The organism is Pseudomonas sp. P4_C3 (assembly GCF_056402075.1).
Genome location: NZ_JBFUIC010000098.1, coordinates 1 through 17,021, shown reverse-complemented (window position 1 = coordinate 17,021; position 17,021 = coordinate 1). Strand labels below are relative to the sequence as shown.

11 protein-coding genes and 2 pseudogenes are annotated in these 17,021 nt (G+C 58.7%); 9 read left to right on the top strand and 4 right to left on the bottom strand.

The features are described from left to right. The 3 genes and pseudogenes from AC1DVH_RS16765 to AC1DVH_RS16755 form a co-directional block, all read right to left on the bottom strand. Positions 1-315 (bottom strand): annotated as a pseudogene (locus AC1DVH_RS16765) (copper oxidase); the annotation flags it as partial. Between the two features lie 378 nt (positions 316-693). After that, a complete protein-coding gene (locus tag AC1DVH_RS16760; protein WP_477754748.1) occupies positions 694-1,827 on the bottom strand; it encodes an ATP-binding response regulator in 1,134 nt (377 codons plus the stop codon). Between the two features lie 49 nt (positions 1,828-1,876). Continuing rightward, positions 1,877-6,739: a response regulator gene (locus AC1DVH_RS16755; protein WP_477754747.1), complete on the bottom strand. Its 4,863-nt coding sequence runs from the start codon at positions 6,737-6,739 to the stop codon at positions 1,877-1,879. A gap of 297 nt (positions 6,740-7,036) precedes the next feature. Here AC1DVH_RS16755 and AC1DVH_RS16750 point away from each other — a divergent pair, with 297 nt between their 5' ends. The 3 genes from AC1DVH_RS16750 to AC1DVH_RS16740 all read left to right on the top strand — a co-directional run bounded on the left by AC1DVH_RS16750 (position 7,037) and on the right by AC1DVH_RS16740 (position 8,805). Next, complete coding sequence (locus tag AC1DVH_RS16750; RefSeq protein ID WP_477754746.1) at positions 7,037-7,678, top strand: response regulator; 642 nt, start codon at positions 7,037-7,039, stop codon at positions 7,676-7,678. 204 nt (positions 7,679-7,882) lie between these two features. Beyond that, the gene (locus tag AC1DVH_RS16745; protein WP_477754745.1) at positions 7,883-8,392 is read left to right on the top strand and encodes a response regulator; all 510 of its coding nucleotides are present in this window, start codon (positions 7,883-7,885) and stop codon (positions 8,390-8,392) included. Positions 8,393-8,505: 113 nt separating this feature from the next. After that, positions 8,506-8,805, top strand: coding sequence for a hypothetical protein (locus AC1DVH_RS16740; protein ID WP_477754744.1), 300 nt, complete (start codon positions 8,506-8,508; stop codon positions 8,803-8,805). Positions 8,806-8,989: 184 nt separating this feature from the next. Here the strand turns inward: AC1DVH_RS16740 and AC1DVH_RS16735 are convergent, their stop codons facing one another. Continuing rightward, positions 8,990-10,312: a DUF1329 domain-containing protein gene (locus tag AC1DVH_RS16735; protein WP_477754743.1), complete on the bottom strand. Its 1,323-nt coding sequence runs from the start codon at positions 10,310-10,312 to the stop codon at positions 8,990-8,992. A gap of 381 nt (positions 10,313-10,693) precedes the next feature. Here AC1DVH_RS16735 and AC1DVH_RS16730 point away from each other — a divergent pair, with 381 nt between their 5' ends. The 6 genes and pseudogenes from AC1DVH_RS16730 to AC1DVH_RS16705 all read left to right on the top strand — a co-directional run. Further along, positions 10,694-10,924 (top strand): hypothetical protein, encoded by a 231-nt coding sequence (locus AC1DVH_RS16730; protein ID WP_477754742.1) that lies wholly within the window; start codon positions 10,694-10,696, stop codon positions 10,922-10,924. 240 nt (positions 10,925-11,164) lie between these two features. After that, entirely contained in the window at positions 11,165-14,062 is a 2,898-nt protein-coding gene (locus tag AC1DVH_RS16725) for a sensor domain-containing phosphodiesterase (protein WP_477754741.1), read from the top strand. 62 nt (positions 14,063-14,124) lie between these two features. Continuing rightward, complete coding sequence (locus tag AC1DVH_RS16720) at positions 14,125-14,556, top strand: GFA family protein (protein ID WP_477754750.1); 432 nt, start codon at positions 14,125-14,127, stop codon at positions 14,554-14,556. An 82-nt stretch (positions 14,557-14,638) separates the two neighbouring features. Further along, positions 14,639-15,217, top strand: coding sequence for an eCIS core domain-containing protein (locus AC1DVH_RS16715; protein WP_477754740.1), 579 nt, complete (start codon positions 14,639-14,641; stop codon positions 15,215-15,217). Between the two features lie 141 nt (positions 15,218-15,358). Then, positions 15,359-16,424: pseudogene (locus AC1DVH_RS16710) on the top strand (MFS transporter). Positions 16,425-16,886: 462 nt separating this feature from the next. Next, a partial coding sequence (locus AC1DVH_RS16705; RefSeq protein ID WP_477754749.1) for a hypothetical protein occupies positions 16,887-17,021 on the top strand: 135 nt, incomplete at its 3' end.

Sequence of the window (17,021 nt, the reverse complement as noted above, 5' to 3'; positions counted from 1 at the left end):
GGTTTGCAGATCGGGTGGCAGCACATTGTCGATCAAAGGGGTCTGACGGTTACCGGTCACACCATTGGGCAAGTCGAAGGCGCCGACGTTTGCGGGAGGCAGCTTGAGCAAGTCCCGCAATGCGGCATCGGGGTCGGCGGGCGGATTGGTGAACGCCGATGGGTCGGTAGGAGGCGGTGGATCGGTGTTGTCGAGGGGGACTGCCCGGGCCTGGGACAAGCCCAGCCCCAACATGATCACGGCAGCAGAGATGCTCAGCGCCAGCCTGGTTTGGGACAATGGACCAGGTTTCAACCTTCCGGCATCCAGTTTCATCGCAAACACCTCTGACGGGTTCCTCAGAGCGCGTGGCAATACATGAGCAACGAGCCACCGCTACTTGCCGGGCGGGCGAAAAATTTGATTTCGAGCCGGGATGGGAGCGATGCAACTTTCCCGCCAAAAATGACAGGAAGTGACTAATAGCTCTACGCCACGCCCCCCTTGTCCGCTGGCTTTAAGCCAGCGTATGAGCAGCCCGGATGAAAGCCCCGCTGACGGGGAATATCCCCCAGTAACGGGTGCGATTGTGCGCAGTGTTTGGGTCAAGAGAAATGGCCACTTTCTGATCCGGCTATCGGTCCGGCAGAGGTGCCAGCAATCTGGTTGGCCCGCCCGATGGGCCCGGGCCATAGCATTTCAATGCCATCCGGGTCAGTCGAGTGGCAGCGATATCGTTAATCTCGTTCCTTTGTCCGGTGCGCTGTCGATCGTGAATTCTCCGCCGAGCATGCTGATGCGTTCCTTCATTCCCACCAATCCGAACGAGTTCAATTTTTTGCGGTCCGTCATGCCGACGCCATTGTCCTTGATCTGCAGGTAAAGCCGGCGACCCTCCTTGTAGAGTTCGATATGCACCTGTGTCGCTTGCGCGTGCCGGGCAATATTCGACAGCGATTCCTGCACGATGCGGAACAGCGTCGTGGCGGATTTTTCATTCAGATCGCAACGCAAATTCTCGTCTTTCGCCGACATCGTGCAATCGATCGCGCTGCGCTGCCGGAACTCTTCAAGTTGCCACTCGATCGCTGCCTGCAATCCCAGATCGAGTACGGGCGGCCGAAGATCATTGATGATGCTGCGGACACTACGGATGGCTGTATCGAGGTGATTCAGAGCATCGCTGGCCTTTTCGTTGAGCTTGGGGTGCAGGGTACTGGTGCGCGCCTGCAACATGGAGACGTCGATTCGCAACGCCAGCAGACTCTGTCCCAGCTCGTCATGGATGTCGCGTGCGATCCGCTTTCGCTCTTCTTCCTTGATGTGCTCCTGATAGGAGGCCAGTTCACGCAGCTGCAGCTTCGATTGCAGCAATTCTTCGGCCTGCATCGTCAGTTTGCGTTGCAGGTAGAACAGGTCGACAAACACCCGGATCTTGGCGCGAAGAACCGCGGCCACAATCGGCGAGAAGATGTAATCCACTGCGCCGGACGTATAACCGCGGAAACGCTCGGAATCCGTTTCGGCCTCGGCTGTGACGAAGATAATGGGCGTGTGGGCCGACTTCGGGCGGCCGTGAATGAGTGCAGCGGTTTCAAAGCCGTCCATCACTGGCATTTTCACGTCAAGCAGAATGACGGCGAAGTCGCGCTGCAATAGCAGGCGCAGCGCCTCGCGCCCGGAAGTCGCCGTGGCAATATCGAGGCCCATGTCGGCAATCACTGCGGCGAGCGCCGTAAGCTTGGCGCGATTGTCATCCACCAGTAACACGGATGCTGGCACGCCATCAGGCGGGAGCGGGTGCCGCACCTGGGCTCTCTCATTGAATACCGGGGGTTCCTGCTGCATATTTATGTCACTTCGGTTTGCGCTGGCGCGCAATGAGCGCGGTACAGCGTCATCGATAGAGCCATTTGCGCATCAGTGACAGCAGCTGTTCGGTATCCACTGGCTTGCTGACATAGTCCGATGCTCCTGCCTCGAGGCATTTTTCACGGTCACCCATCATCGCCTTGGCGGTCAGCGCAATCATGGGCAGGGTTTCAAATCTCTTGAATGTACGGATCTGGCGCATGGTTTCAAAGCCATCCATCCCGGGCATCATGATGTCCATCAGCACGATGTCGGTATCGGGCTGCTGCTGCAGCAGTTCTATGGCGGTTCGGCCGTTTTCGGCCGTGGCCACCAGCATTTTGTTGCACTCGAGCACGCTGGTCAGGGCAAAAATATTGCGCACATCATCGTCGACCACCAGGGCCTTTTTACCCTCCAGACTGTCCGAACCCGCATAGAGTTTTTCCAGCATCCTGCGCTGGGTCTGCGACAGCCTGGCTACGACGCGGTGTAGAAACAGCGCGGTTTCGTCGAGTATGCGCTCGGGGGACTGAACTGCCTTGATGACGCCCTTGCCGAGCAGTGTCCTGAAACGCTCGTGTTCCGGCTTGGTCAGTGTCTCTGCACCATAGACGACGATCGGCAATTCACGCATGGCGTGGTCTTCCTGCAACGCCTCGAGAAAGCTGATGCCGGATGCGTCGGGCAGTTTGAGATTGATTGCCATGCAGTCGTAGCGTTTCTTTGCCAGTTTCTTCAAGGCTTCAGCGCCACTGGCGGTCGTTTCGATCTTCACGTCGGTGTTGCCGAGTAGATCGAGGATGCGGGCGCGGTTCTCTTCGTCGCCGTCGATGAGCAACAGGTTCCTGGTCTTGCGCCGAGCGAATGCCACGATGCCGACCAGCGCATTTTGAATCTCGTCGGCTGTGACCGGCTTGAGCAGATAGTCGAAAGCGCCATAGCGCAACCCGCGTGTGTGGTCGTCAGCGGTCGAGATGATCTGGACCGGGATGTGACGCGTGGCGAAATTGCGCTTCAACTGCTCGAGTAGCGACCAACCATCGATGTCCGTCAGGCCCGGGTCCAGTGTGATCGCGGCGGGTTTGAAGCGCTCGACAAGCTCCAGTGCATCCGCGCCACGGGTCGTGACGATAGCCCTGAACCCCTTCTGGTGCGCGGCCTCGAGCAGAATGCTGGCGAATCGGGCGTCGCCCTCGAGCATCAGCAGCACCTGGTCCCCGGGTTGGACAGACTCGCGGTCGTCCGGTATCTGTGCAGACGGGCCTGACATGAGGTCGCGCCTGACTTGGCCAGGTACTGTCTCTGTCGCTGACTCGTCCAGCGTTTGACGCTGGGCATCCTGTGTACGCAAGGGTACGTACAGCGCGAAAGTACTGCCCTTGCCGATCTCACCGGGGATCAGCCGCAGCTCACCGCCCAGTCGGTGTGCCAGCTCGCGGCTGATTGACAGGCCGAGGCCGGTGCCGCCGTATTTTCGTGAGGTTCCGGTATCTGCTTGCTGGAATGCTTCGAAGATGAGCTTCTGCTTGCCGGCAGATACGCCAATGCCGGTGTCGGTGACCACGAAGGCGACCACCGCATCGGCGCTATTGAGTTCGCTGTGATCCACGCTCCACCCGGACACAGCGGGTTCGATGCTGATCTTGACACTGCCTTGCTCAGTGAACTTGAAGGCGTTGGACAGCAGGTTCTTGACCACCTGCAGCAGGCGCTTTTCGTCGGTCAAGATGAAGGGGGGCAGGGTAGGCGCCAGTTCAATCGTGAAGTCCAGGCCTCGGCTTTCGGCGACCGGCCGGAAGGTGCGTTCGATCTGGTCGTGCAGATCGGCGAACAGCGCTTCATTCAAATCCAGTGTGACCGTACCCGACTCGATCTTGGACAGATAGAGAATCTCGTCGATCAGCTCCAGCAGGTCTTTGCCCGCGCTACGGATGGTCTTGGCATATTCGACCTGCCTGGGCGTGAGATTGTGTTCCGCGTTGTCGCTGAGTTGCCGGGCCAGGATCAGCAAGCTGTTCAATGGCGTTCTGAGCTCATGGGACATACTGGAGAGGAATTCGGACTTGTACTTCGAGGTCAGCATCAGCTGCTCCGCCTTCTCCTCCAGCGACAGCTTGGTGATTTCGACTTCGCGGTTCTTGCGCTCGACTTCGGCTTTCTGCTCCGCCAGCAGTCCAGCCTTGTCCCCCAGTTCCTCGTTGGTCTGTCTCAATTCTTCTTGTTGCCTTTGCAGCTCCTGCGCCAGCGATTGCGACTGCTTGAGCAGTTCTTCGGTACGCATATTGGCTTCGATCGTGTTGAGCACGATACCAATCGATTCAGCAAGCTGATCAAGGAAGGTTTGATGAATGATGCTGTAGCGCGTGAACGAAGCCATTTCGACGACGGCCTTGACCTTGTTCTCGAACAGGATCGGCAACACGATGATATTCAGCGGGGCGGCCGCACCCAGTCCCGATGAAATCGCGACGTAATTGGCGGGTACATCGGTCAGCAGGATGCGCCGCTTCTCGTAAGCGCATTGCCCGACCAGGCCCTCGCCGAGCCGCCACTCATCGTTCACATTGATGTTTCCCTTGTACGCATAAGCGGACAGCAGTTTGAGTTTCGCAGGATCGGGCGGGTTCTCGTTCATCATGTAGAACACACCGTGCTGGGCGTTGATCAGTGGAGCCAGTTCAGACAGCACCATCTTGGAGACTGCCGCCAGATCGCGCTGGCCCTGCAGCAGGCGGTTGAATTTCGCGAGATTGCTCTTGAGCCAATCCTGCTCCGCGTTTTGCCGCGTGGTTTCCCGCAGGTTGCGGATCATCTCGTTGACGTTGTCCTTCAACTCCGCCACTTCACCCTTTGCTTCCACCTCCACGTAACGGGTCAGATCGCCCTTGGTCACGGCAGTCGCCACGTCGGCAATTGCGCGCACCTGATTGGTCAGGTTGGCCGCCAGACCGTTCACGTTGTCGGTCAGATCGCGCCAGGTGCCGGCAGCACCCGGCACGTTGGCCTGGCCCCCCAGTTTGCCCTCGACCCCCACTTCACGCGCCACCGAAGTCACCTGGTCAGAGAACAGCGCCAGCGTATCGGTCATACCGTTGATAGTGTCGGCCAGTTCGGCGATCTCGCCCTTGGCCTCCAGTGTCAGTTTCTTCTTCATGTCGCCGTTGGCCACCGCGGTCACCACTTTGGCGATGCCTCGCACCTGGCTGGTCAGGTTGGCCGCCATGAAGTTCACGTTTTCGGTCAAGTCCCTCCAGGTGCCGGACACGCCTTGCACCTGTGCCTGTCCCCCGAGCTTTCCTTCGGTGCCGACTTCGCGCGCCACCCGCGTCACTTCGGCGGCAAAGCTGTTGAGCTGGTCCACCATGGTGTTGATGGTGTTCTTCAACTCCATGATTTCGCCCTTGGCTTCCACGGTAATCTTGCGCCCCAGGTCGCCTTTGGCCACCGCCGTCGTCACGTCGGCGATGTTGCGCACCTGATTGGTCAGGTTGGCGGCCATGCTGTTGACCGAGTCGGTCAAGTCTTTCCAGGTTCCACCGACGCCCGTCACCCTGGCCTGGCCACCGAGCTTGCCGTCAGTCCCCACTTCGCGAGCCATGCGCGTCACTTCGTCGGCAAAGGTCGAGAGCTGGTCCACCATGGTGTTGATGGTTTCCTTGAGTTGGAGAATTTCACCTTTCGCTTCGGCTGTGATCTTGCGTGACAGGTCGCCGTTGGCTACCGCCGTCGTCACGTCGGCAATGTTGCGCACCTGGGTGGTCAGGTTGGCCGCCATGCCGTTGACCGAATTGGTCAAGTCCTTCCAGGTACCGGACACGCCGGTCACTTCGGCCTGTCCGCCCAGTTTGCCTTCGGTACCGACTTCCAGCGCGACGCGCGTCACCTCCGAGGCGAAGCTGGAGAGCTGGTCGACCATCGTGTTGATCGTGTTTTTCAGTTCGAGAATCTCGCCCTTGGCTTCAACGGTAATTTTCTTGCCGAGGTCGCCGCGCGCCACCGCCGTCGTCACCTGTGCGAGGTTGCGTACCTGGGTGGTCAGGTTGGCCGCCATGCCGTTGACCGATTCGGTCAGGTCGCGCCAGGTGCCTGATGCGCCGCGCACTTGCGCCTGACCGCCCAACTTGCCTTCGGTACCGACTTCCAGCGCCACGCGGGTCACCTCCGCAGCGAAGCTCGAGAGCTGGCCGACCATCGTGTTGATGGTGTTTTTCAGCTCGAGAATCTCACCCCTGACTTCGACGGTAATCGTCTTGCCCAGATCGCCTTTGGCCACCGCGGTCGTCACGTAAGCGATGTTGCGCATCTGGGTGGTCAGATTGGCGGCCATGTCGTTGACGGAGTCGGTCAGGTCTTTCCAGGTGCCGGACACCCCTTTGACATTGGCCTGCCCACCGAGAATCCCTTCAGTGCCGACTTCGCGCGCCACGCGGGTCACCTCGGATGCGAAGGAGCCCAGCCGCGTCACCATGGTGTTCACGATCCTGGCGGATTTGAGGAACTGACCCCGCAGTTTCAGGCCGTCGAGTACCGGTGGTACCTGCTGGCTCAGATTACCCTCGGCAACCGAACCGATAACGCGAATCATCTCGCTCATCGGGCTGATGAGGTCGCTGGTCAGCGCATTGCTCGAGTTGACGATCTTTTGCCATGAACCTTTCATCATCGGCAATTGGATACGCTCATCGACCTTGCCCTGCTTGCCGATCAGTCGCGCCACGCGTTCGAATTCGGTGGCGGTGTCGGCCGCCATGTCGATGATCTCGTTGAGCGTGTCGGCGATCTTGCCCGGCATGCCGGTCCAGTCTTGCGGCATACGCGTGGTGAAGTCACCATTGCGCAACGCCTTCAGCGCTGCCAGCAACGTCTTCATGTCGAAAACTTCGATCGGTGTCGTCACTGTGGCCATGTCTATGTCCAGTCAAGATGGATGCCACGCGCAAGGCGTTATGCAGGAGCCGGCATTGCAGTATTGACCATGCTGAAACGGAGCGTTGGCTTACGAAATATTAGCAAGGTTGGCGCAATGCCCCGGATCCTGGGGAAATTGGCCGGGAACAGGCCGTTCCAAGCGACAGCACCGGCAGTCCGGAGAAGTGAGCACTGACGGCTGAGGCAAAAAGTGCAAGTGTGCTCTGTGCCTGCTAACGTCAAACGCTGCAGCAGATTCCATGGCTTGCTGGCCACTGGTGAATGGAAAATACAGATGGTTGACCACAAAATCAGAGTCTTGCTGGTAGATGATCACAGCATCGTGCGTAGCGGCGTGCGACGCATGCTGGAGACTGCCGGCGAGATCGACGTAATGGGCGAAGCAGAGACGGCACAAGACGCAATGCGCCTGGTCCGGGAGCAGGATTTCGACGTGGCGCTGGTAGATATTCAGCTGCCCGATAAAACCGGCCTCCAACTCCTCAAGCTCATGCGTGCAGAGAAGCCCAAGCTCGCGGTTTTGATGTTGAGCATGCATTCGGTCGAGGCCTATGCGTTACGCGCAATCAAGCACGGCGCAGCGGGATACCTCACCAAAGATATTTCTGCAGCCACCCTGGTTACGGCAGTTCGCAAGGTGGCCTCAGGCGGCAAGCACGTCAGTCCTGAGCTGGCAGAAAAACTGGTCAACGCTATCGGTAGAAGCGACGGGGCACCCCACGAAGCGCTATCCGACCGGGAGCTTGAAGTACTAAAGCTCCTCGCTTCAGGCGAGAGAATTGTCCGCATCGCTGAGATATTGCACTTGAGCCCGAGTACGGTCACGACGTACCGGGCACGCATCCTGGAAAAAACAGGGATGGACAGCAACGCGAAACTCGCCCGCTATGCACTCGAAAACGGCCTGTTGACTTAGAACGCCCCGTCACCCGATCCAGCCTGCTTGTAGTGGAATCACTACAAGCTCTTGGCCGATATCTCCACAAAGAAGTCCAGCTAACGTCGATAGTCGATTCCGTTCTACTTGAGCATAGTTACCCCTGCGCAAGATTTCGTCCGCTGAATGGAGTTGTCTTCGTCAGCGTCTTGTACAGCTATGTCAAAAAAGAGAGGTGAAATCATGCAGGTCACCAACACAGAACCATTGACTGCACTGATACCAACCAGAGATTCAAGCCCTCTGCGCCTGTTTGTCGTTGAGGATTCGAACGTCGTGCCAGCGCTGTGGCGCACGGTGTCGTCGCGGATCGCGGGCCTGTCGCTTGCCGGGGCGTTTCACCGCGCTTCGACCGCCATCGCCGCCATCCGGCGTGAACCGCCCGATGTCGTCCTGCTGGACGTCAACCTCGGCGACGGTCATGGCATGGAAGTATTGCGTGTGGTCGCAGCCGAGTATCCGCTGACAAAAGTCATAGTGGTCAGCAATTGCGCTGATCCGACACATTGGAAGTACTTCACAAAAGCGGGAGCCTACGCCTTCTACGACAAGAACCATGAACTGGCCATCCTGCGCCGCATGTTGGAGCGTTTGGCCAAGTCTCTGTTACCAGAAGATTTTTCCTGCTGGCAATTATCACCAAATGGGAGCAGTACCCCATGGAACCAATCAGCAAAGAACACGACTTTCTAGCCGTGCTGCTCTTCGCGAGACATACAGAAAAGACTCCGGAATCGATATTCGTAAGTTGAGCAAGGAGTGCACGCTGCATTCATGTTGAGTCAATGTTCTAACTAGAGGAAATCATGATGATAGGCTATTGGTTGTGTGCGTTGCTGTGGGGTGTGGTGCTGCTGGAAGAGATCCAGTGCATGCCCCTTCAAGAATGGAAAGACGAGGGTCTGAAGAAGGTTCTGTTGCTGCGCCGGACCAGAACCCGGACCGGATACTTTCTTGCGTTGATCGCGGGCGCCTTGTGCCTGTATAGCGAAATCCTGGTGGCGCCGGTCAATCAGGGCATTTTCAATCCGGAGCTGATACTTGCCCTATTTGGTGTTATCTGGGGTGCTTATCTTTCAGTCGTCTGCATGAAGGGGAAGCGATAGATGCCTATCTCCATGACGACTGCGGGTAACTGATATTTCACTATCGTCGGCCGGCAGGGAAATCCCGCCGGTCAGGTGCTGAAACGGGCTCAGGCCGACCCGAAATCTCAAGCCCTGGTTTTTTTCGAACCGGGGCTTTGTGATTTATCGGTCATGCATGACCGGGCGTTGGATCACCGCGGACCTAGCGAATGCCGGTGCCCGCCATGGACTCTGGTACCCACTGCGCCGTCGATAGCGGCTCGATGTAGCGGATGCCGCCATGAGGGCCAACCACGCCATTGATGTTATAGGTGCCTTTCGACAGGTCGTACGTCATGAAAGGGGTGGCGTCCGGGACCTGTTGGTCATAGCTCTGGCTGAAGAAAGCGAAGGAGCCACGGTATAGCTGGCCACTGGTGTCGTACTGATCGGAGGCCACAGCGGCCCAAGTGTCCTCATCCAGGTAAAAGCGGCGCTTCTGGTAGATGTGGTTTGCACCGGGCTTGAGGTTGCCCTCCACGACGTAGACCCGGTGTTTTTCCCAGCGTACGAAGTCCGGCGCAATGAAGTTTGGCGTGGTCAGCGATTTGGCATCGCGAGCGTAGGTCAGTTTGTAGGTGTTGTAGGGCACGATCATTTCCTGCTTGCCGACCAGCGTCCAGTCATACAGCTCCAGTGCTCGGGCGGTACCGGGGTTGGGTGTGTCGTAGGCCAGGATCGAAATCTGTTTGACGCGGCGCTGGGCAGGCATGTATTGCCAGGCCCGGCCAGGAAACTGCGTCGGGTTGGTGGCGTTCTTGAGCATGATCGACTCGCCGGCCCGGCGCGCGGGTCCGGTATAGGACAGTTTCAACTGATAGTAAATGTCGGAACTGTTGAAGGGCTTGGACATGTTCTCGTAAATCGGGAAGGAGACGAATGCCTCGCCGGTGACCGCCAGGCTCGGTACGCCCGCCGTGTCGACGCTCCAGGAGTCGTACTTGGAATGGATGTTCACACCCTGGTAGCGCAGCAGGAAGTTCCACATCGCTTCAGCGCCTGATTGCGGGATCGGGAACGGCACGCCGGGCATCACATTGTCGATGGCGATCCCGCCGTTGAGGGACCTGGCGGCAGTGGCATTGCGGCGGCTATTGTCCAGTACCGCCTGCGGGAGCGATGCAGTGCGGTGGGTCGGATACACATCGATGCGAAAGCCGGGGTAACGCCTGGCCAACGCTACGGTGGTGGCGGTCAGCATGCCTTTGTACGAATCGACGTTCTTGCCGTTGATCACCAGCAGTGGTTTTTCGTGCGCAAAGGGGTCCGGGCGCATGCTGTCGCCAGTCTTGAAGCTTGCGGGGGCAGTGGTCAGGCCACCGTTGTAGGGCGGGATGGAGCCATCGGCATTACCGGCCTTTTCGGCACCCACCCACGTCAGGCTGGTGCCCAGCCGGGCGGCTTCCTGGCTCGATACATAGGCCTGGGCATCGATGGCCAGCGCCATGAGGGGTACGGCAGCCAGAAGGTTCTTCACGAATTTCATATTGTTATTCTCCTGCCTGGCGTACCAGGCAACTCGTGACTCAGGCGGAGCAGTCGCTTACGTCGGCTCGATCGCCAGAGGCTTTTTCAGTGCCGCCATTAAATAGCCCCTGTATCAGGGGCGCTTTTCATTTGGCGACAGTCCCTTGGCTATTGATGACAGACCCAGGCTGTCTGCGCGGGCAGGGTGGTTGTGGTTGCCTCAAGCAGATTGCACACCTGCACCACGAGCCAGTTCTCTTACGCGGAACCAATCTGATGCGTTCGATGGCGCGGTAGCCGGCAGTGACCATCACTTGTTTGTATTTCCCCGAGGAATCATTGAGTTACTGAATGGTCATAGTTGTAACCATTCCATACCTCCGACGTTTAGGACGTTCATATGAATCGCGCAGTAATCTTGATCGTGGCCATTTCCAGCGCCGTCTTGTTGGGAGGCTGCGGCCCGCACTGGGATGACGGAGAAAGGTACGGTCGATATCACGATCATGATCATCGACGTGGCTACGACCAAAGAGGGGACGATGATCAAGGTTATGACCGTCAATATCATCGTCGTGACTACGATCGCGATCACCGTCGCTACCGCGATCGCGATGACAACGACGACTGATACGTTCAACGTCATTGAAAAGCAGGGAGCTAATGGGGAGTTGCTGTGAGACGACACATCACCGTAGAAACGCTTGTCTGGGCAACAAGCAGCGAATAATTTGTGGCCCGTCTCATACCTGGCACCAAAGTGAACAAAATCATTGAAAAAAACCGCCATAAGCTTTAAACGGAAAGCCAAATGGCACATTGCAAGCAATCAGCCAGTGAGTGTCGGCAGTTTTGGGCTCAGGGAGCGCTGATGAGTTTTCGTACATTGACCGGCTCCCCATGGCAATCGCGCACGAGCGAAGTTGCCGCACTTCATCCAATAGAGAACCCGGATACTGTCGGCATGGCCTACGCTGGCGGCGACGACACGATCGGACAATTGCTGGATTCAGCGTGCAACTGGGCCCATTCCAGCGCCTGGGTGTTTTACCGCACCGGTGAACAGATGCATCGGGTTGGCCAGGGCGACCCACGGGTACAGTGGCCTTCAAGCGTTGCGAATGACGAGTTTGAAGGCTTTTGCCGGGCCCGCAACGTGCACCGCTGGCCGACCGGTAGAGGCGAGAGTGTGCTGGGTTGGCTACTCGCGCCAGTCGACGATGCTGCGCAACCGGCGCTCGCTGAACTAGCCCAGCGCCTGGGCATTCAGCTACAGACCAATACCCTTGCCCGTGCGCAGATCACGCAGCGTGTGCTGTATGAAATTACCTATCTGGCCAGTTCGACCCGTGACCGGTCAGTGTTTCTGGTAGGGGTTCACCGGCTTTTGGCCAGCCTGATCGACGCCGAGAATTTCTATCTCGCGCTGTATAACCCGCGCACTGGCAAGATCGACTACCCGTATTACGTCGACATCATCGACGCTGATGCCCTGGAGGCCGAGAACTACGAATACCTTGACCCTGCGCATCTGTCGTTGACTGGCCAGGTATTGACCACTGGCCAGCCGTTGCTGATTGACTCTGCCGGCATTCTCGCGGCTCAGGCCGAAAACCGTTTTTATTGCGTGGGTGATCGTCCCGAGTTCTGGATGGGGGCACCGTTGAAAAATGCCTCTGATGACGTGTTTGGCATGCTGGCAATGCAGGTCTACGACGTTTCACGCATCTACAGCGCCGAAGACCGCGCGCTGTTTCTGGTGGTAGCCCGTCACGTCGCCATGGCGCTGGACCGGATTCTGCACCGGGAGGACCTGGAAGAAACGGTGATGCGTCGCACCCTGGAGCTTTCGGCACTCAACGACGCCTTGAGGCAGGAAGTGGCAGACCGAGAGCGCGCCGAACATCTGCAGAGCGCGCTGTTCCAGATTGCCGAACTGTCGAGCCGGCCTGGCGACATGGCCGAGTTGTTCCAGACCTTGCATGGCATCGTCGGTGAACTGCTGTTCGCGCAGAACTTCTACATTGCCCTGTTCGACGGCGCGACCGGTGAAGTGACGTTTCCCTATTATGTGGATGAACGGCAGACGACCCGCCCGGCGGCACGGCGAGGGCGCCGGGGCTTGACCGAGTACGTGATCCGTCAGCGTCGAGCCTGCCTGATTGACGCCGGCGAGGCTGAGCGATTGTCCGCGCACGGTGAAATCGAAATTGCCCATGAGTCTGTGCGCTCCTACTCCTGGCTGGGCATTCCATTGTTCGAAGACGACGTGGTGCGAGGCGTGCTGGCGGTGCAAAGCTATACCTCGCAGGTGAGCTATACCCAGCGTGACCAGGAGCTGCTGACCTTCGTGTCGCGGCACATCGACACAGCGTTGTCGCGACGCACAGCCGCCGAAGCGATCCATGCCGCCAACCTCCAGCTGGAAGCCCGGGTGCAGAGCCGCACCCGCGAGCTCGATCACGCCAATGCCAAGTTGCAGCACGAGAACTCCCACGATGCACTGACCGGACTACCGAATCGCACCTACCTGCAACAGCGCCTCAATCTGTCCTGGTCGCGGTTCGGCAGCGAAGGCGGGCACCTGTCGGTGATGTTCATCGATCTCGACCGCTTCAAGATGGTGAACGACAGCCTCGGCCACCATTTTGGCGACCTGCTGTTGATGCAGGCGGCCCACCGTTTACGTGGTTGCCTGCGCGACACCGACATGCTCGCGCGCCTGGGGGGCGACGAGTTTTCGGTGCTGGCTCCCGAGGCGCCGCTGGACGTGATGATCGAAATTGCCGAACGGATCCTGGTGGCGTTTGACCTGCCGTTTTTCATCAATGGCCATGAAGTTTTCTCGTCCTGCAGTATCGGTATCGTCAGCGCCGACAGTCAGTTCCATCACGAGCCCGCCGACTTGCTGCGCGATGCCGATGCGGCGATGTATCGGGTCAAGAGTGCCGGACGCGACAGCTACGCGGTGTTCAACCAGGAAGTGCGCCGTGAAGTCTCGGACCAGGTCGAGCGAGAAGGGGCCTTGCGCAACGCGCTCAAGCGTACTGACGAACTGCTGCCGTATTTCCAGCCGATCGTCAGCGTCGAAACCGGCGAGCTGTTGGCCCTTGAAGCGTTGATCCGCTGGCATCAGCCGGGCGGCCGGGTGATTGCGCCGGGCGAGTTCTTGCCGGATGTCGAGGGTTTGCGCCTGATCGGTCGACTGGACCTGTACATGCTTGCCAGCATTGCAGCGATCCTCGCACAGCCCGGGCACGCCGATTGGCCGCCGGTGCACGTCAACTGCTCCAGCTACAGCATGACGCGTCCCGACTTCGCCAGTGAGGTGCTGGCACTGTTGGCGCAGCACCGGGTCTCGCCGTCACGGATCTGCCTGGAACTGACCGAAGGGGCGCTGGTAGCCGAGCCGGCGATTGCCCGACAAACCATGCAGCAACTGGCGGACAACGGCATGTCGGTGGTGCTCGATGACTTCGGTGCAGGGTTTTCATCCCTGAGCTATGTGCATCAATACCGTTTCAGCGGATTGAAAATCGACAAGTCGTTCATCCTCGAACTGACCACCAGTACCCGCAGTCGCGCGATTGTCCGGGCGATTGTGCGGATGGCCGAATCGCTGGACCTGAGTGTGGTGGCCGAAGGCGTCGAGGATGAAGCGACGCTGGACCTGCTGCGCGAAATGGGGGCGGGGCAGGCCCAGGGTTATCATTTTGCCAGGCCGATGGGTTTGAAGGCGCTGTTGGCGAGTTCACTGCTCGATCACTAGGGATCGAGGACATTTCATGGCAGGAGCAAACACGGATGAATCATTTTTCAAGGGAGAGAGTCATGGCATCAGGGCAATGTCTTTGCGGGGCTGTACGCTTTTCCCTGGCGGTTGAACCACGATTTTTTTATCGCTGCCATTGCACCCTGTGCCGCAAGCAAACCGGGGTCGGCCATAATCTCGCCACGCTGGTCAACGCTCGCGACTTTCGATGGGAAGAAGGGCAAGAGGCGATCACGGGTTGGCGCAAAACCAGCGGGTACAGAAATGACTTTTGCTCGCGATGTGGCTCGACCGTGCCTAATGTTCTTCGCGAAACACCCTATTTCTGGATTCCGCTTGGACTTCTCGATGTCGGGCTGAGCATGGCGTGTATTGGAGATTTCTGCACCGATGACGCTATGCCATGGGATGAACAACGCTCGGAAAAAAGTCATTGCGCAGCCCCGGATTCACTGGAGCTTCTTCTGCATGAACTGCAGGTCAATGATTGACTCGGGTGCCTGACCGGCATAGGGACGAACGGGTAGCCTGGCCCATAATTGGTTCACCACTGTCCGCTGCCCGGAGCGCCCAATGCCGCCCATCACCACGCGCCTGGTGGCGCTGCTTGTTCTTTGCCTGACACTTGAAGTGCCAGCCCAAACCAACGGCTGCCCGGCTGGCGAGAAGCAAGTGTGCCTGGACGACTGCATCTGCCTGCCAGACGTGGTGCCTGATGACATCTACCAGATCGCGGCGCCCGGGCTGGCGCTGTGGCTGACCCAAGCGCGTGCTGAAGCAGCCAACGCCGGCATCCAACCCATTCCACCGCACATCCGCGAGCAGCTACTGCACTGGTACGCCCCCAGCGTCCTCGATACCGCGCGCTACAAAATCAGCGACAACGGCCAATTCAACGCCGCCACCGCCATGCTGCAAAACCCCGATGTCGGTGCCGTAACGCTGATCGACATCATCCTGTTCCGGGACGCTCAATCGGCAGAACAGGACATCGCGCTCTGGGCTCACGAACTCAAACATGTGCAGCAGTATCAGGAGTGGGGGGTGTTGGGATTTGCCCAGCGATACACGCAGGATTTCAATGCCGTGGAGGCGCCGGCTTATGCCATACAGGCTGAGGTCAGGCGCTCGCTGCGGGCAGGGACTTACTGAAGGGCAGCATAGCTCGCGTACGGTAAGGCACCAGTCCTGGCTTCATTTAGAGCGTGTGCAACCTGGCAGCGGAACTTTGAACTCCCGATCCGCGGGCTGACTCCTAACTCACAAGGTAGTGCACATGACAATGTTGTAGCGATGACCCACCAACAGCTGCATAGCCGGGAGCCCGTCGCGATATTCGAAACCCATCTTCCAGCACGCCTGGACCGCTTGCCGTGGGGCCGCTTTCACTCTTTGCTAGTGTTCGCGCTGGGAATCACCTGGTTGCTCGACGGCCTGGAAGTGACCCTGGCCGGCTCGGTGTCCGGCGCGCTGAAAAACAGCCCCGAGCTGCGCATGAGCAACTTCGATATCGGCTTGGCCGGCGGCATCTACATCGCCGGCGCAGTGCTCGGTGCCGCGCTGGCTGCTGATCCACGGTCAGCGCGATGAGGCGCGAGGCATCGTCGAAGGCATCGAAGCGCGTCTGCGCGAACAAGGCCATGAACTGTCGGCGGTGACCAGCAAACCACTGCGTCTGCACGCGCGGGACCATACGCCGCTGGCCGAGGTCTTCCATACCCTGTTCATCAGATTCAGGCGCAGCGCGCTGGTGGGGATGACCCTGTTGACCGCACAGGCCTTCTTTTACAACGCGATCCTCTTCACCTATGCGCTGGTGCTCACCGATTTTTACCAGGTGCCTGTCGAGCATGTAGGTTGGTATGTATTGCCCTTGGCACTGGGCAATTTCTGCGGGCCGCTGCTGTTGGGGCGCCTGTTCGACGTGATCGGCCGACGCGTGATGATCAGCTTCACCTACGCGATGTCGGGGGTGTTGCTGGCGCTCAATGGCTATGCCTTCCAGCAGGGTTGGCTGGATGTCACCCAGCAAGCCGCGGCGTGGATGGTGATCTTTTTTTTCGCCTCGGCAGCGGCCAGCTCGGCCTACCTGACCGTGGCGGAAACCTTCCCACTGGAAATCCGCGCCTTGGCCATCGCCGTGTTTTACGCCTTTGGCACTGGCCTGGGCGGCATCATCGGGCCGATGTTGTTTGGCCAACTGATCCAGACCCAGCAGCGCAGCAGTCTGTTGATTGGTTATCTGACAGGCGCTGCACTAATGTGTGTGGCGGCGGTGGTGCAGGCGATTTGGGGGGTGGCTGCGGAGCGTCGAGCGTTGGAGCAGGTGGCCAGGCCTTTGTCGCAGGCTGAGGATTGAGGGGGGCTACCAGCCAGCGAGCAAAGGTGTTGGCCCTTTCGTGAAGGTGAACACCTCAGGCTTACACTGGCCATCATCTGTTTTTTTTGGGTACTTCACGGAATCCCGGGGAACACATATAACGAAATATCTGTAGGGGCTGCTGCAGGCTGCGATCTTTTTGATCTTGATCTTCAGCAATATCCAGATCGCAAAAGCAAGATCAAAAGATCGTCCGAACGCGGCCCGARCCTYCGGCAGCTCCTACAGGGGAACGCGTGCACCACCAAACAACGAGGTCGAGCGTTAGCTCGCCTCGCGGTGCTGTTGCGGTGCACGCCCCCTCGTGAGGCCGAGCGCAGGTTCTGCGCAGTGGGCAACCCGGCATGGATGCCGGGTTAGCCGCGCACGGCCCAGAGTGTGTAAAAACTCCAAAGCAAACCCTTGCTATGATTTCCCAGGATTTCATCGCAAGGGTTGCCCATGAAACGCTTCATTCAAGGTGAACACCGAGGTCAAAGGACCCTGCTCCCCGAGAGCCTGGACGATTACGTCAGCGAGACTAATCCGGTGCGTGTTGTCGATGTCTTCGTTGATGAACTTGACCTGATCACCTTG

Bases quoted from the DNA above. Each gene is read 5' to 3' on its own strand.
- AC1DVH_RS16715 (WP_477754740.1), top strand. From the start codon at position 14,639: ATGCCGCCCATCACCACGCGCCTGGTGGCGCTGCTTGTTCTTTGCCTG.
- AC1DVH_RS16735 (WP_477754743.1), bottom strand. From the start codon at position 10,312: ATGAAATTCGTGAAGAACCTTCTGGCTGCCGTACCCCTCATGGCGCTG.
- AC1DVH_RS16725 (WP_477754741.1), top strand. From the start codon at position 11,165: ATGAGTTTTCGTACATTGACCGGCTCCCCATGGCAATCGCGCACGAGC.
- AC1DVH_RS16750 (WP_477754746.1), top strand. From the start codon at position 7,037: ATGGTTGACCACAAAATCAGAGTCTTGCTGGTAGATGATCACAGCATC.
- AC1DVH_RS16755 (WP_477754747.1), bottom strand. From the start codon at position 6,739: ATGGCCACAGTGACGACACCGATCGAAGTTTTCGACATGAAGACGTTG.
- AC1DVH_RS16740 (WP_477754744.1), top strand. From the start codon at position 8,506: ATGATGATAGGCTATTGGTTGTGTGCGTTGCTGTGGGGTGTGGTGCTG.
- AC1DVH_RS16760 (WP_477754748.1), bottom strand. From the start codon at position 1,827: ATGCAGCAGGAACCCCCGGTATTCAATGAGAGAGCCCAGGTGCGGCAC.
- AC1DVH_RS16720 (WP_477754750.1), top strand. From the start codon at position 14,125: ATGGCATCAGGGCAATGTCTTTGCGGGGCTGTACGCTTTTCCCTGGCG.
- AC1DVH_RS16730 (WP_477754742.1), top strand. From the start codon at position 10,694: ATGAATCGCGCAGTAATCTTGATCGTGGCCATTTCCAGCGCCGTCTTG.
- AC1DVH_RS16745 (WP_477754745.1), top strand. From the start codon at position 7,883: ATGCAGGTCACCAACACAGAACCATTGACTGCACTGATACCAACCAGA.